Genomic DNA, 15,117 nt, shown 5'->3' on the forward strand with positions numbered 1-15,117 from the left:
TATGAAAAAAATTTCAATACCATTGATTATTTTGCTAAAGTTAAAGCTAATTCATAGTCGTCATTTATAGAATAGTTTCTTTCTCCATCCCATGCATAAGATATTGGATGAGTAACAAGCTTGTTGTTTTCAAGTCCTACCATTACTCCACCTTCATCATTTTCAAGAATTTCAATCGCCTTTGCTCCCATTCTTGTAGCCAGCATTCTGTCAAATCCTGATGGTGTTCCACCTCTTTGAACGTGTCCAAGAACTACGCTTCTTACTTCTGTAGTTATTCTCTCTTTTAAAGCTTCTTCTATATCCTGTACTTTTCCTACACCTTCAGCAACTAAAACTATATCATGAAGTTTTCCATGTTTTCTTCTTTCTTTTATCTGCAATGCAAGCAGTTCAATAGGATTATCCATTTCTGGAATAAGTACTCCATCTCCTCCACCTGCTATACAAGCTTGAAGAGCTAAGTCTCCTGCATGTCTTCCCATTACCTCGATAAGAATAGTTCTTTCATGAGAAGTAGCTGTATCTCTGATTTTTGATATAGCATCAAGAATAGTATTAAGACATGTATCAAACCCAAGAGTAAAATCTGTTCCTTTGATGTCATTATCTATTGTACCTGGTATTCCTACTACTTTTATTCCATGCTCTTTAGAAAGTGCATCAGCTCCACGGTATGATCCGTCTCCTCCAATTACTACTATTCCTTCAATTTCTCTTTTTTTAAGATTATGTGCTGCAATAGCTCTAAATTTAGGGTCTTTAAATTCAAGACATCTTGCTGTTAATAAACGAGTTCCTCCTCTGTCTATTATTCCAGATACAAAACGATCATCCATAGGGAAAATTTCATCATTAAGCATTCCAAGATATCCTCTTTGAATCCCATATACTTTTATCCCTTTGCTCATTGCTATTTTAGCCGCAGATCTGATAGCAGCATTCATTCCTGGAGAATCTCCACCGCTTGTCAATATTGCTATTTTTTTCATTATCTATCAATCTCCTTTAAATCTCAGTCCCAATAAAAGAACCCATCTTTCTAAACTTATTATATCTATTTTCTACTAGTTCTTCCACTGATATTTTTTCTAATTCAGAAAATGATGATAAAATGATATTTTTTAGGTTAAGAGCTATACATTTATGATCTCTGTGAGCTCCTCCTAAAGGTTCTTCTATGATACCATCAATAACTCCAAGTTTGAATAAGCTTTGGGCAGATATTTTTAAACTCTCTGCTGCTTCTTCAGCTCTTGAAGCATCTTTATATAATATTGCTGCACATCCTTCTGGAGAAATAACTGAGTATACAGAGTTTTCTAGCATGAATATTTTGTCAGAAACTCCAAGTCCAAGAGCTCCCCCACTTCCACCTTCTCCAATAACTACAGAAATAACAGGAACTTTAAGTCCACTCATCTCCATAAGATTTCTGGCAATGGCTTCTCCCTGTCCATGTTCTTCAGCTTCCAATCCTGGATATGCTCCTGGAGTATCTATAAACGTAAGAATAGGAATCGAGAATCTTTCAGCCATTTTAAAAAGTCTTAACGCCTTTCTATAGCCTTCTGGATTAGCCATTCCAAAATTTCTGTATATTTTTTCATCAGTTGTTCTTCCTTTTTGATGTCCAACTATCAGTACTTTTTTTCCATCAATTTTACAGAATCCTCCAACTATAGCAGGATCATCTTTAAATAATCTGTCTCCATGAAGTTCAAGAAAATCTGTAGTCATATTTTCAATATAATCTAATGTATATGGTCTTTCAGGATGTCTTGCTACAAAGACCTTATCCCATGAACTTAGATTTTTATATATTGTCTTTAATTTTTCATTTCTAGCTGTTTTAAATTTTTCTATCTCTCCAGATAAATCTATACCTTTTTCTTCGGAAAATTTTTGTAATTCCTCTATTTTTTTCTCAATTTCAATTATTTCTTTTTCAAATTCAAATTCCATTTTTCCCTCCTACCTAAGTTTATATTAAATTACTTAGAATAGTATGTAATGTATTTTTCATGTCTTCCCTCTTAGTTATTACATCAACCATTCCGCTTTTTTGTAAAAATTCACTTGTTTGAAACTCATCAGGAAGTTTTTGTTTGATAGTTTGTTCTATAACTCTTTTTCCTGCAAATCCGATCATAGCTTTAGGTTCACTTACTATTATATCTCCAAGCATAGCAAAAGAAGCTGTTACTCCCCCAGTAGTAGGGTTTACAGGAACAGCTATAAAAGGTACTCCAGCCATTCTCAATTTTTCAGCAGCAGCAGAAGTTTTTGCCATCTGCATTAAAGATAATATTCCTTCATGCATTCTTGCTCCACCAGATGTAGCAACAACAATTACAGGAATTCTTTCTTTTAGTCCTCTTTCCATAGCTCTTGTAATTTTTTCTCCAACTACAGAACCCATACTTCCACCCATGAATTTAAAATCCATAGCTGCAATACTTACTCTTATTCCAGAAAGATCCCCAGTTCCAGATATAGCTCCTTCTCTCATATCACATTCATTTCTGGCTTTTCTATTTTTTTCCTCATATCCTGGGAAATTAAGAGGATTTACAGATTCAAGATCTGAATCTTCCTCTTTGAAAGTTCCTTCATCTATTAATAGAGATATTCTTTCTCTTGCTGTCATCTCAAAATAATAATCACAATGACTGCATTTTTTCAAATTTCCTTCTATGTCAACTTTATATAATATTTCCTGACAATGAGGGCATTTTACCCACAAACCTGTTGACTTGTTATCTATATGCTTTGTATCCTTCTGTTCTACTTGATCTTCTGTACTTTCTACTGTTAAAGTTACATATTTTTTTCTGCTTTTATTTAATGAAAAATTCTTTTTATTCAAAGAAAAAAAACCCATTTCTTCCTCCTCGTTCACTTTTCTCTAATAACTAATTTTATAAGATTTTTTGAATTATTTCAATAAATATTTGATTTTACTTTCTTTATATTATAAAATATATAGTAATATATAATCTTCTAACGACTTAAAAATGAATGATAGAGGGAAATTTTAGAATTAAAAATTACAAAAATAATTTTTTGAAAAAATTAAAATTATTTTTTCTCCGGGAGGTTTTTCATGAAAAAAATCAATTTTACACTGTTTTTATTTCTTATTATTTTGGCAACTGGTTGCAGCAGCTTAGATAATGCATTATCTAGTGTACTTCCTAGCAAATCCAATGCTGTTCCTTTAGAATTACAGGAACAAATGGCAACTAGAGTAAATCCTGAACAGGAATTATTTGCTCTTGGATCAGCAGAAGTAGAAACAAGCGGTGCTATTATTGCCCAAGCAAAAGCTAATAAAAATGCTAAAGATCTACTAAAAGGAAAAATAAAAAAAGAAGTGGCTATTCACTTCAATTCTTTTATGCTTAACATGGATTCATATTCAAAAGGGCTGGCATCTCCAGTGCTTCCTGATCTTACTGAATATGCATCTGAACTTATACTTAAAAACGCTTCTCAAAAGGGAGCATGGGAAAATAATAAAAAAGTTTATTCTCTTTTTGTTGTAGAGAGAGATGATGTAGCTGTTCAATCAAAAAATGTATTCTCGACATTCTTAGAAGACATCTCAGGAAGACTTCTGAATACAAAAGATAAATTATCTGAAGGGGAATAATTTATAAAAATAATATCAGGAGTGCGATACTAATGAATATAGAAAAAGTCAATTTAAGCAATCCTTTTGAAAAAAAGGAAGTTGTGGATTTTTTAGCTGGTTTTGATCTTAAATATGATGAAAATATCGACTATACTGTTGTCATCAGAGAAAATGATAAAATTATAGCTACTGCTTCAAAAGGAAAAAATATTATAAAATGTTTTGCCATTGATAAAAATCATCAAGGTGAAGGAATTTCTGGTTCTATTCTTACAAATGTAACTAATAAAATGTTTGATCAGGGATATCTTCACAGTATGGTATTTACAAAAACAAGCAATCAGGACATATTTTCTGGAATAGGTTACAAAGAAGTAGCTCATACTGATAAAGTTATTCTTATGGAAATGGGTATCAACAGTATTGACAAAACTATAAATAAAATAAAAAAAGATTTTGATGTAAAAACTGAAACTCAAAAAGCTATGCTTGTTATGAATTGCAATCCATTTACTTATGGACATCAATTTCTTATAGAAAAGGCTGCTTCAGAAAATGAAGAAGTCCTCATTTTTGTAGTTCAGGAAGATAAATCTGTTTTTCCTTTTAAAACAAGATATAACCTTGTTAAAAAAGGAACTGCTCACCTTGGAAATGTAAAAGTAATTCCTGGAACTGAGTATATAATTTCTTCTGCTACTTTCCCTAATTATTTTCTTCGTAAAGAAGATGATTCTCTTATGGAATATACAAAATTAGATGCTACTATAGCTGGAAAACAGTTTGGAGAAAAACTAAACATAAACAGAAGATATATAGGAGAAGAACCTTATTGCCCTGTAACTAAAAAATATAATGATGCTTTAATGGAAATACTTCCTGAATATGGAATGGAAGTTGTTCTTGTTCCTAGAAAAGAACTGCATCATACAGCAATCAGCGCTTCTATTGTCAGAGAAAAACTAAAAGAGGGTAAAATTGAGGAATTAAAAGAATTTGTTCCTCCTACAACTTTCGAATTTTTAATCAGCCCAGAAGGAAAGGAGATAGAAGAGAAACTGAAAAACAGTAACTCTCCTCATTAATACCAATGTTTGACTTAAATAAATTTTTAGAATTTCGAGAAGAGAGAGTAGAACTTCAAAATTCACTTATTAAAAAATATTCTCTTCCTCTTATTGCTGTGAGGACTAACTATCCAGGAGAAAATAAACTTGAAGCTCTAGCTGTAAGAATAGCTGATATAGCTGCTGGAGAGATGGAAGAATGTTTCTCTGAAAAGATAGTATATCGTGAAACTTTAGAAAATCTTGAAGGAAAAATATATCTTTTTGTAATAGATGAAAAAGCTGAAAATATAAAAAAAACTACTGTATATTTTGAAGAAAACCATATTCTTGGAAGATGTGTAGACATAGATGTCTATGATACAGAGGGAAATGGTCTTTCTCGAAGCCAGTTTGGATATGAAAAAAGAAAATGTCTTATTTGTGATGAAATGGCTTTCATATGCGGAAGAGCCATGAAACATTCTCATCAAGAGATAAAAAATGTCCTCATGGAAAAATATATACAATATGATAATTATATTATCCAAAGAGAAAAAATAGTAAAAAAACTTGGAGATATTGCTGTTGAAGCTATGATATTTGAAGCTGCTACTTCTCCATCTTTTGGTCTTGTTTCTCCTCTTACTCAAGGATCTCATGATGACATGGACTTCTTTACTTTCTTAAAAAGTTCATTCGCTATCAAAGAGGGATTTGAAAAAATGGCAAGAGTTTCATATTCTTACCTTACCCTTGAAAAAGCTTTTTTAAGAACAAGAAAAATAGGAATTGAAACTGAAAAAACTATGTTTGAAGCTACTGAAAATATTAATACCCACAAAGGAATGATCTTCCTTCTTGGTATAGCTGTAGTTACAGCTTCACGAGCATTATATGAAGGAATTTCTTTTAACGATATTCAGCCTATGATAAAAAATATGTGCAAAGATATATTAAAAGATTTTGAAAATATTAAAGACAAAACTAACCTCACTCATGGAGAAAAATTATATAAAAATTATGGCTTCACAGGAGTAAGAGGTGAAGTAAGAGAAGGTCTTGATATAATTTTTAATGGTTCTCTTAATGTTTTTGAAAAATCTATTGAAAAAAGTAATGATATGAATCTTGCATCTCTTCAAACACTTATTTTCCTTATGGGAAAAGTTATGGATAGTACTATTGTTCACAGGCATGATATCCACATGCTCCGCAGAGTAAAAAGAGAAGCAGAGGAATTCTTTGCTGCTGGTGGAGTCTATAGTGAACTAGGAAGAGAAACTGCTGAAAATATTGAAAAGACCTATATAAAAGAAAGAATAAGCCCAGGAGGAAGTGCTGATCTTCTTGCTGTTACAATTTTTCTATATAAATTAAAAAATCTTTTCTTTTGAATATTTTTCTCATATAAATATTCAAATATAAACACAATAAAAACAATATATTATTAAAAGGCATAAATATTTTAAACATTGTTTATCTTTTAAATAGAAATTGAATATATATAATGCTATGATATAATATATGTAGAAATTATTAATGTCTGGAGGTTCAGATTTGGAAAATCATAAGGACTTATACTATGAAGAAATTGTTGATAAATGGGTCAGCATGGATGAAAGTGAAGAAATAGTAAATAAAAGATTCAAATCTCTAAATAAAAAATCAGAGATATTATATAATTTTGTTATTGCTTATACAAATTATATGAATGCAAAAAGAGATTATGGAACTGGTGAAGAGCTGTCTATGACAGAGGCTCATATACTTACTGATATAGTTGATTTTGAAGGTATTACAGTTACTGAGCTTTCAAAAAAATGGAGAAAAACAAGAAGTGCTATCTCACAAACTATAAAGAGTTTATTAAAAAAAGAATATATTTACAGAGTAAATTCTAAGGATGATGCTAAGTTTTTTTATCTTTATCCTTATGATAAAGCAAAAGATTTTGCTCTTGCTCACAAAAGATATGATAATATAGATATAGTTAAAACTAATAAATCACTTTTAGAAAAATTTTCTGTTGATGATCTTGTTACTTTTGATAATATTCTTGAAGAATATACTTCTATTTTATTAAAAGGTGAAACAAAAAAAGAAAATAAAGAATAATTTTTATACAAAAACAGACCTGAAAAAATTTCAGGCCTGTTTTTTTAGGATATTATGACTCAAAAATGATTCAATTCTATTTTGTACAAATATGATTATATACCATATCTAACACTTCTTTGGCTCGGGGAATATCTGCTCCATCTTTTGCATAATGAGAATATATCACCTTATTATTTCCATCTACAATGAACATTGCTGGAAGCTGAAGCTCATTTCCTTCATATTCTCCATGAGAAAGCCCCATACTTTTAGCATCTGCTACTTTTTCAGCTATATTTCCCGCTTTTAATCCCTCTAAAGATTCTGCTGCTTTTATTTCAAATTTTTCATATAATTCCTGTTTAGGATCACATATTATTTCAAATTTCAGTTTTGCTTTTTTATCAGCTTCTTTTATTACATCTGGGGTTGATTGCAGTACTATTTTAATATCTGCTCCCATTTCTTCAAATTTCTCATATAATTTATTAAATTCCATAATATCCAGCTGACATATTGTACAGCCGTAATATCTTAAAAATGCTAACACTCCTATTTTACTTCCTTTGCTTTTAAAATAGTCCTTTCCTATTTCATATGCTGTATTATATACAAAATTCTCAAGAAATTCATTTTTTCTTACTATCATGGCATCACTCCCATATCAAATTATTTTATCTTTTTATTCTACTTTTTCCTCCTCTTCTTTTGTATCTTCAACTTCATAACTTATGTCACATTTTATTTTTCCACTGTTATATCTTACATTTGCATATGTGAAAGCAAAAATTATAACACATCCATTTCCTATTAGTAACGGTAATGATAAGCTTGTTCCAAGAAGTATCGCCTGTACTATAAATATCATTACAGCTGCTGTTACCAAAGCTTTTGCTGCTCCTTCTTTTATATGCAGTGGTGAATTTTCCCATTGTTTAGGAAGTTTTTTTGCTACATTTAATAAACATAAAGCTATCATAGAATTTGTAACACTTTGTACAGTTGTTACTATTTTTGATATTATACTTATATTAAGATTGAAAACTATTGGTAATAATCCTACAAAGAAGAATATTGTCAACAGATACATTGGTGTCTTATAATTTCTATGCAGTGTTGCAAGTTTTGCTGGAAGCCATCCATCATTTGCTGCCTGCATCAATGGTTTTGTTGCAGAAGCAAGCTGTGAATTTAGTGTTGAAATAAGGGCTGCCCATGCTCCACCTATAATAAAGAATACATATAACTGTTTTGGAAGTATCTCTTTAGCCACATGAGTAAGAGGTTCATTAGCTACATGTGCTACTGGAAATACTCCTGCTGCAACTGTTGCCATAAATCCATAGAGAACTGCAACTGCCAGAGTTGATGTTACCATAACTCTAGGAATGTCCCTAGTCGGATTTTTAGCCTCTCCAGATAAGTTAGCTATTACCTGTGCCCCTCCTGTTGCAAAAGTCAATTGAGCAGTAGCTCTAAGCAGTCCTAACCATCCTCCAGTCATAAAGCTTGCTGGATCCATATAGTTAGGATCTATTTTTCCAAATCCATAAACTGTAAACGTAGTAAGTGCAACCACTAAAGAAACTACTATAACATTCTGGAATTTTGCAAACTTATCTATTCCTAAAAAATTTAATCCATATAATATTATCAAAATTCCAATAGCCAAAAGTTTTCTTGGTACAAATGGCAAAAATGGCAATGCATAATCTGCAAATGAAAGACAATACATTGATAATGATATATTTGTTAAAATAAATATTATTATATATGCCCCAGTATATTTTTCCCCAAGAAGTGAACCGATTATTGAATACTGCCCACCTCTAAATCTTGCAGTAGTATTGATAAGAGTTAAAGGATACCATGAAATAAGTACCATCACTGCTGATAATACAAATGCCAGAGGTGCTGATCTTCCAGTCATTCCTATTGCCACCCCAGTCAGAGACATTATTCCAGCTCCTATTATCTGCCCCACAGATGCTCCCATCAAATCCCAAAAGCCAAGTGTTCTTTTTAGTTCTTTTGTTGAAGTCAGATTGCTCATTTTTATACCTCCAAATAATTTATGGAGAAATATTTTAATAAGCTGCCTTTTTCTCTTCCCTCCTGTTGTTTCATATCTTTCTAACCCTTGAAAATATGAATTTTTTACCCCTAAATATTTTTATTTTTAACTATGATTCTAATTGATCTATAATATAATTTCCCACATATTTACTTATAGATTTTTTCTAATGCTTTTCCAAGTCTTTCCAATTCAGCTTCTATTACCCAAGTAGGAGCTGCCAGATTTATTCTTTCATAACCGCTTCCCTCTTCTCCAAAAATATATCCTTCATCAGTAAAGAACTGAGCATCCATATGCATAAATCTTTCTAATTCTTCATCACTAATTTCTAATGCTTTAAAATCCAACCATTGAAGATATGTTCCCTCTATTAATCTGGCCTTGATTTTAGGGAATTTCTTCTCAAAGAATTCTTTTACTACCTTTTGATTAATATCTAATACTGTAATTAATTCTTCAAGCCATTTTTCTCCTTGGTTATATGCTATTTCACATGCTTTAAAACCTAGTATATTTACAGATGAACTTCTCATAATCTGAAGCATTTCTGAATATTTTTCTCTTATTTCCTTGTTCTTTATAATAATACTAGATGTTGCCAATCCAGCAAGATTAAATGTTTTTGAAGGAGCTGTACATGTAATAAGTCTTTCCTCTATCTCTCCACCTAATCTTCCCATCATATAATGCTCATATCCTGGCATAATAAGATCTGCCCAGATTTCATCAGATACTACTACTAAATCATTTTTAACTGATATTTCAGCTACTTTTTCTAATTCTTCCTTTGTCCATACTCTTCCTACTGGATTATGAGGACTACAGAAAATAAGAAGTTTATTCTTAGGATCTTTTGAAATCTCATCAAACTTCTCAAAATCTATAGTATAATATCCGTCATTTTCTATTAAAGGACAATTTATAATATTTCTCTCATTTTTTTCTATTGCCATAGAAAATGGATAATACACTGGTTTGAATATTATTACTCCTTCTCCTGGCTCTGTAAAAGCATTAACTGCTGCATAGAAAGCATTAACTACTCCAGGAGTATTTAATATCCATTCTTTTTCCACCTTGTACTTATGTTTTCTGCCCATCCATGATATTACTGAATCAAGAAAATCTGGATAAGCTTTTGTATATCCCAATATAGCAGTGTCTAAATGTTTTTTTAATCCTTCCACAATTTCAGGAGCTGGTTTAAATTCCATATCTGCCACTGATAAAGGTACTACATCATCTGCCACATTTGGATTCCAGCTGTACATTTGTTCCCACTTTGATGCCCCAGTATTTTTTCTAGATACAAGTGTTGTAAAGTCATAACTCATTTTTATTCCTCCTTTTTTCTAAATATAAGATATTTGTTCTCTATAAAAACTTTTGTAAAATATTTATGTCAACATGAAAAGCAGATAACTGTATACTGCTGTTATTGCTGTAAATATAATCAATATAGGAAAAGTTTTCTTAACTAATTCTATAAAAGATACATCAAATGCTTCCGTCACTATCGCAAGACATATATGAGTTGGAGATACCTGCATTGCTATATAAGTCATACACATGAGAAGTATCATCAATGCAAGTCCTCCATCAGGTATAGTTGCAAAAGCAAGTGGCAAAGCCAGAGCTATTATTGCCTGTGATCCTGCTACTAGAGTTCCTATCACAAATATCAAAGAAAATATTATTGCTGGATGTATTGGAAGTTTTTCAAAATATTCAGGTAATCTTCCTATTACTCCTGTAAAAGTAAGAAGTTCTTTAAATATCATTATCATTACTGTACTTACTATCAATTTTGTTTCAAATGCTGTTTTTACCATAGGAATAAGTTCATCAACTGAAAATTTATTTAAGATCGCTGATACTATTATCACTGGTATAACTGCCATGTATACAGGTATTTTTAATGTCAATATTATAGTTATAGTTACTGCTATTGGCCATAAACTTATTATAAGATTTATTATGTCATCTTTTTTATCTTTTGATTGGCTGATTCCATTAGATTTAGGTATCTTTCTAACATAAAATACATATCCTAGAATAAATAATATTGCTACCATAGGAAGCATTCCAACAACAAATTTCGTCATATCTACTCCTGATAAATCAAGAGCTAGAAGTATTGAGGAATATGTTGGAAGAAAGGCCTCTGATATATGTCTGTAATAACTTGTTACAAAAGTTTGTTCCTCTCTTGTTAAATAATCCCCACTAGCATTTTGAACTATCGGTGCTGCTATAAGTACAGCTCCAGCAGATGGAAGCAGCCCTATAACAAATGGTGCTATCATTGCATTTATTCTTCTGCTGTTGAATATATTATCCAAAGATTTTTCTGCTAATAAAAGATGTCCTCTTTTCTCCATCATTCTCTGCACATATGTTATCGTATAAAAGGCAAGGACCAAAGATATTGTATCTTTGCTGGTACAAGATTTAAATGCAAGCTGAAAAGAAGTTATTATAGGAATTCTATAGAGGATAACACTTATTACTGCTCCAACTAATATAGATATATACAGAGGTTTTTTTAATTTTATGAAAAATACTATCCCTGTAAATATGATAATTAATTTTATAATGTCCAAATTCATCACCCCAATATATTTTATGTTTAATGATTAAGTGTATTAACTATTTAATATCTTATACCACTTATCAACAATTATTTCAAGTTATTTTTCAACTCTTTTTGTTCTATTTTTATATTTTAAGTATTTATAAAGTAAATATAAGTATAAGCAAAATTAATTTTATTAGTTTTGAACACTGGTACGGTTTATACGTAAATAGATAATATTATATAAATAAAAATGAGGCCAACCAAAAAGTAGAGCAATTCTTAACAGTTATTAATTAAAAACTGCCAAAAATTAATTTTACTTACAAGTTAGCCTCATTTAATTTAGTATTATTTATTTTAGATCATAAGATTGACTAAGCAAAGTACTCCTATGAACATTAAAGTAATATTTATTTTTTTGAAATCACCAGTTACTAAGTGAAGAATTATATAAGTAAGAAATCCTAAACTCAATCCTATACTGATACTATATGTTAAAGGCATCATTACAATAATAATAAATGCTGAAAATAAAGATTTCATATCTGTAAAATCTAAATCTTTAACATTTTTAAACATATATCCTCCAACTATGATAAGAGCTGGTGCAGTTGCATATGCAGGAACTACTCCTACTATTGGTGAAAAGAATAATGCCCCTATAAACATCAGAGCTGTAACCACAGAAGCTAGACCAGTTCTTGCACCAACAGCTATTCCTGCTGCTGATTCAACGAAAGTAGTTACTGTACTTGTTCCAAGCATAGATCCAAATATTGTAGCACTTACATCTGTGTAAAGCATTCTTCCAAGACCTTTAATATGTCCTTTCTCATCTACCATTCCTATTTGTTTAGAACAAGAAATAAGAGTTCCCAATGTGTCAAATAAATCAACAAACATAAATGAGAATATTGGTCCTATCAAAGAAAGTTTTAAAGCTGATAATATATCTAACTTCATAGCTATTGGAGCAATACTTGGAGGAAGAGATATTATTTGTTTAGGAACTTCTACATTTCCAGTTATAAAAGCTAGAATAGTAGAAACCATTATTCCGATAAGAATTCCACCTTTTACTTGTTCTATTTCCAATACCATAGCTACAACAAGTCCAACTATTCCTATTATTACAGGAACTGTTATTGGTCCTAGTGCTACTAAAGTTGCTGGACTTGCTACTACTAATCCAAGATTTTTAAGTCCTATCAAAGTAATGAACATTCCAATTCCTCCACCTACTGCTATTTTAAGTGGAAGAGGTATAGCATTTGCAATTCTTTCTCTTATTCCACCTATTGAAAGTAAAAGGAAAAAGAATCCAGAAATAAATACAATACCAAGTGCTGTTTCCCAAGGCACTCCTTTACCTAATACAAGAGTATAAGTAAAAAATGCGTTTAATCCCATTCCAGGAGCCAATGCAAATGGAGCATTTGCCCAAACTCCAGATAATAAAGTTGCTACTGCTGACGCCAGACAAGTTACTGTTATCAAAGCTCCAACATCCATCCCTGCATCCCCAAGTATAGATGGATTTACAAAGATAATATAAGACATTGCCAAAAATGTTGTTACTCCTCCAATGACTTCTTGTCTTATTGTGCTTCCTCTTTCAGATATTTTAAACATTCCTTCTAAAATACCATTGTTTTGTGACATTTTCTTTCCTCCTATGTTAAAATTTAATTACTACCAAGTCTTTTAATATACTCATCTGGAATAGGGAGGTCTATCTCTATTCCGTATTTATTTATTTTTAAGTAGTGAGAAAACAGATACATTATTTTCTCTTTTCCTTTTCCATATTTAGTGTCACCTATTATTGCATTTCCCATATTAGCTAATTGAACTCTTAGCTGGTGTGTTCTTCCACTTCCAAGAGTTCCTTCAAGAAGAGTACAGTCCTTTCCATATTTTTTCACTTTAAAAAAACTTAGGCTTTCCTTTGCTCCCTCTTCAAATTTTTCCACTTCTATTACTTTATCTTCTATTTTTTTCAAATAACTTTTTATAGTAAACTCTTTATCCTTTACTTTTCCTTCTACAAGTATATAATACCTCTTGTCTATATTCCTGTTTCTTATCTCTTCAGCAAGTTCTCTAGCTGTCACCAAAGATTTAGCTCCTATAATCAATCCAGAAGTTGCCTTATCAATTCTATTTACAAAATTAAAATTAGGATTTTTCAAATATCCTTTTAATAGCTCTGATATTCCAAAATCATAACCGCTTCCTTTATGCATGACCATATTATTTTTTTTATTGAAAATAAGAACATTTTCATTTTCATAAACAATAGATTTTTTTATTTTTTCAATTTCTTTATCTTCAACTTCTAGTAATTTTTCTTCTTTTGTTTCTCCGCCTTTGAAGAAAACTTTTATCTCATCATTGAGCTGAAGCCTATAATTTTCTTTGCTTTTCTTACCATTAACTTTTATCTTCCCAGTTCTTATTCCTTTAAAAATTTCAGTTAAAGGTATATCTTCATATTTCTTTCTAAGAAATTTATCCAGCCTTACATCTTCAAACTCTTTATCTACTATATATTCCATATTACTCCTAATCTCTATACATTTTTACACTTTGAACTATTCCAAGCATCATAAAACTTATCAAAAGAGATGTTCCTCCATAGCTCATTAAAAGAAGAGGTTTTCCAGTTACTGGCATTATTCCCATTATCATTCCAACATTTATTATCAGATGGAACAAAAATATAGATGCTATTCCATAACAAACCAGTCTTCCATATTTATCTTCTGTAGTATCTGCTATATAGACTATCTGTAAAATCAGAATAAGATACAGTCCTAATAAAACAATTCCTCCAATAAATCCTCTCTCCTCCAGAAATACTGAACCTATAAAGTCTGTATGTGCTTCTGGAAGGAATCTCAATTTACTTTGAGTACTGTTCAGAAATCCTTTTCCATAAAGACCTCCTGAACCTATAGCTATCATAGACTGTGTAACATTCCAACCACTTCCTAAAAGATCTGCTTCAGGATTTAGAAATGTAAGCACCCTTTGTTTTTGATAATCTTTTAAAAAGAAGAAAAAGGCTGTTGGCACAGAAACTATTCCTGTGATAACCATTATTATTATTGATTTCCAGTCTATTCCATGTATAAATATAAGGACAAAATAAGTCATCATAAGTATCAGAGCTGTTCCCAAATCAGGCTGTTTTAATATCAATAAAAATACTGGAAGAATATGAAGAAATGATATCAAAACACTTTTTAATCCAATAAACCTATCTCTATATTTTGAAACAAGAAATTCTGAAAAAGTCAAGATAACCAGTATCTTTCCAATTTCAGAAGGCTGTATACTTATAGGACCAAGATCTATCCATCTTTGAGCTCCAAGTCTCTTTACTCCAACTACATATACTGAAAGCAGAATTAAAATATTAAGTATGTAGATTAATTTATAATATTTTGCATATTTTCTATAATCTATAAAAGAGAAAAATAGATATACAAATATACCTATGATCCCCCAAAAAGCTTCTCTTTTATAAAAAAGAGTAGTTTTATGTATAGTAGCACTGTAGATTGTCAGTACACTTATCACAACGATAATCACTGCATTAAGCAGAAGAAGATTGTTCATTTTTTTTATCTTTTTTAAAATCAAAGCTGTATCTCTGCTTTTTCCCATATACTGC

14 protein-coding genes are annotated in these 15,117 nt (G+C 30.8%); 4 read left to right on the top strand and 10 right to left on the bottom strand.

The annotated features are described in order from the left end of the window. Positions 1 to 26: 26 nt before the first annotated feature. From pfkA to accD, 3 genes are read right to left on the bottom strand one after another with little or no spacing between them, the layout of a single operon-like run. Complete coding sequence (gene pfkA / locus C4N20_RS02745) at positions 27 to 995, bottom strand: 6-phosphofructokinase (RefSeq protein ID WP_172453961.1); 969 nt, start codon at positions 993 to 995, stop codon at positions 27 to 29. Positions 996 to 1,008: 13 nt separating this feature from the next. After that, positions 1,009 to 1,965: an acetyl-CoA carboxylase carboxyltransferase subunit alpha gene (locus tag C4N20_RS02750; RefSeq protein WP_005981110.1), complete on the bottom strand. Its 957-nt coding sequence runs from the start codon at positions 1,963 to 1,965 to the stop codon at positions 1,009 to 1,011. 19 nt (positions 1,966 to 1,984) lie between these two features. Then, positions 1,985 to 2,884: an acetyl-CoA carboxylase, carboxyltransferase subunit beta gene (accD, locus tag C4N20_RS02755; protein ID WP_005981108.1), complete on the bottom strand. Its 900-nt coding sequence runs from the start codon at positions 2,882 to 2,884 to the stop codon at positions 1,985 to 1,987. Positions 2,885 to 3,106: 222 nt separating this feature from the next. Between accD and C4N20_RS02760 the strand changes: the two genes are divergently transcribed. The 4 genes from C4N20_RS02760 to C4N20_RS02775 all read left to right on the top strand — a co-directional run bounded on the left by C4N20_RS02760 (position 3,107) and on the right by C4N20_RS02775 (position 6,801). Further along, positions 3,107 to 3,655, top strand: a complete 549-nt coding sequence (locus C4N20_RS02760; protein WP_005981105.1) for a hypothetical protein — start codon at positions 3,107 to 3,109, stop codon at positions 3,653 to 3,655. A 32-nt stretch (positions 3,656 to 3,687) separates the two neighbouring features. Then, positions 3,688 to 4,722: a [citrate (pro-3S)-lyase] ligase gene (gene citC, locus C4N20_RS02765; RefSeq protein ID WP_005981103.1), complete on the top strand. Its 1,035-nt coding sequence runs from the start codon at positions 3,688 to 3,690 to the stop codon at positions 4,720 to 4,722. 5 nt (positions 4,723 to 4,727) lie between these two features. Next, positions 4,728 to 6,080 (top strand): citrate lyase holo-[acyl-carrier protein] synthase, encoded by a 1,353-nt coding sequence (gene citX, locus C4N20_RS02770; protein ID WP_005981101.1) that lies wholly within the window; start codon positions 4,728 to 4,730, stop codon positions 6,078 to 6,080. 163 nt (positions 6,081 to 6,243) lie between these two features. Then, entirely contained in the window at positions 6,244 to 6,801 is a 558-nt protein-coding gene (locus C4N20_RS02775) for a MarR family winged helix-turn-helix transcriptional regulator (protein ID WP_005981099.1), read from the top strand. 76 nt (positions 6,802 to 6,877) lie between these two features. On the opposite strand, the gene C4N20_RS02780 is transcribed toward C4N20_RS02775, so the two are convergent. The 7 genes from C4N20_RS02780 to rodA all read right to left on the bottom strand — a co-directional run bounded on the left by C4N20_RS02780 (position 6,878) and on the right by rodA (position 15,110). Then, on the bottom strand, positions 6,878 to 7,432 hold the full coding sequence (locus C4N20_RS02780; protein WP_005981097.1) for a peroxiredoxin-like family protein: 555 nt from the start codon (positions 7,430 to 7,432) through the stop codon (positions 6,878 to 6,880). Positions 7,433 to 7,465: 33 nt separating this feature from the next. Continuing rightward, positions 7,466 to 8,836 carry an APC family permease gene (locus C4N20_RS02785; protein ID WP_005981094.1) on the bottom strand — a complete coding sequence of 457 codons (1,371 nt, stop codon included), beginning with the start codon at positions 8,834 to 8,836 and terminating at the stop codon, positions 7,466 to 7,468. Positions 8,837 to 9,006: 170 nt separating this feature from the next. Next, entirely contained in the window at positions 9,007 to 10,194 is a 1,188-nt protein-coding gene (locus tag C4N20_RS02790) for a MalY/PatB family protein (RefSeq protein WP_005981092.1), read from the bottom strand. A 63-nt stretch (positions 10,195 to 10,257) separates the two neighbouring features. After that, the gene (locus C4N20_RS02795; RefSeq protein WP_005981090.1) at positions 10,258 to 11,469 is read right to left on the bottom strand and encodes a DUF401 family protein; all 1,212 of its coding nucleotides are present in this window, start codon (positions 11,467 to 11,469) and stop codon (positions 10,258 to 10,260) included. A gap of 326 nt (positions 11,470 to 11,795) precedes the next feature. Then, on the bottom strand, positions 11,796 to 13,100 hold the full coding sequence (locus C4N20_RS02800) for an NCS2 family permease (RefSeq protein ID WP_005981087.1): 1,305 nt from the start codon (positions 13,098 to 13,100) through the stop codon (positions 11,796 to 11,798). Between the two features lie 23 nt (positions 13,101 to 13,123). Beyond that, the gene (locus C4N20_RS02805; protein ID WP_005981085.1) at positions 13,124 to 13,996 is read right to left on the bottom strand and encodes an RluA family pseudouridine synthase; all 873 of its coding nucleotides are present in this window, start codon (positions 13,994 to 13,996) and stop codon (positions 13,124 to 13,126) included. A 7-nt stretch (positions 13,997 to 14,003) separates the two neighbouring features. Continuing rightward, complete coding sequence (gene rodA / locus C4N20_RS02810; protein WP_005981083.1) at positions 14,004 to 15,110, bottom strand: rod shape-determining protein RodA; 1,107 nt, start codon at positions 15,108 to 15,110, stop codon at positions 14,004 to 14,006. Between the last annotated feature and the right edge of the window lie 7 nt (positions 15,111 to 15,117).

The sequence above is a fragment of the Fusobacterium ulcerans genome, from assembly GCF_003019675.1.
Classification (GTDB): domain Bacteria; phylum Fusobacteriota; class Fusobacteriia; order Fusobacteriales; family Fusobacteriaceae; genus Fusobacterium_A; species Fusobacterium_A ulcerans.

What these genes read in the sequence shown, in the direction of transcription:
- C4N20_RS02800 (WP_005981087.1), bottom strand. Translation starts at nt 13,100, where the DNA reads ATGTCACAAAACAATGGTATTTTAGAAGGAATGTTTAAAATATCTGAA.
- rodA (WP_005981083.1), bottom strand. Translation starts at nt 15,110, where the DNA reads ATGGGAAAAAGCAGAGATACAGCTTTGATTTTAAAAAAGATAAAAAAA.
- citX (WP_005981101.1), top strand. Translation starts at nt 4,728, where the DNA reads ATGTTTGACTTAAATAAATTTTTAGAATTTCGAGAAGAGAGAGTAGAA.
- C4N20_RS02760 (WP_005981105.1), top strand. Translation starts at nt 3,107, where the DNA reads ATGAAAAAAATCAATTTTACACTGTTTTTATTTCTTATTATTTTGGCA.
- C4N20_RS02805 (WP_005981085.1), bottom strand. Translation starts at nt 13,996, where the DNA reads ATGGAATATATAGTAGATAAAGAGTTTGAAGATGTAAGGCTGGATAAA.
- C4N20_RS02780 (WP_005981097.1), bottom strand. Translation starts at nt 7,432, where the DNA reads ATGATAGTAAGAAAAAATGAATTTCTTGAGAATTTTGTATATAATACA.
- accD (WP_005981108.1), bottom strand. Translation starts at nt 2,884, where the DNA reads ATGGGTTTTTTTTCTTTGAATAAAAAGAATTTTTCATTAAATAAAAGC.
- C4N20_RS02790 (WP_005981092.1), bottom strand. Translation starts at nt 10,194, where the DNA reads ATGAGTTATGACTTTACAACACTTGTATCTAGAAAAAATACTGGGGCA.
- C4N20_RS02785 (WP_005981094.1), bottom strand. Translation starts at nt 8,836, where the DNA reads ATGAGCAATCTGACTTCAACAAAAGAACTAAAAAGAACACTTGGCTTT.
- C4N20_RS02795 (WP_005981090.1), bottom strand. Translation starts at nt 11,469, where the DNA reads ATGAATTTGGACATTATAAAATTAATTATCATATTTACAGGGATAGTA.
- C4N20_RS02750 (WP_005981110.1), bottom strand. Translation starts at nt 1,965, where the DNA reads ATGGAATTTGAATTTGAAAAAGAAATAATTGAAATTGAGAAAAAAATA.
- citC (WP_005981103.1), top strand. Translation starts at nt 3,688, where the DNA reads ATGAATATAGAAAAAGTCAATTTAAGCAATCCTTTTGAAAAAAAGGAA.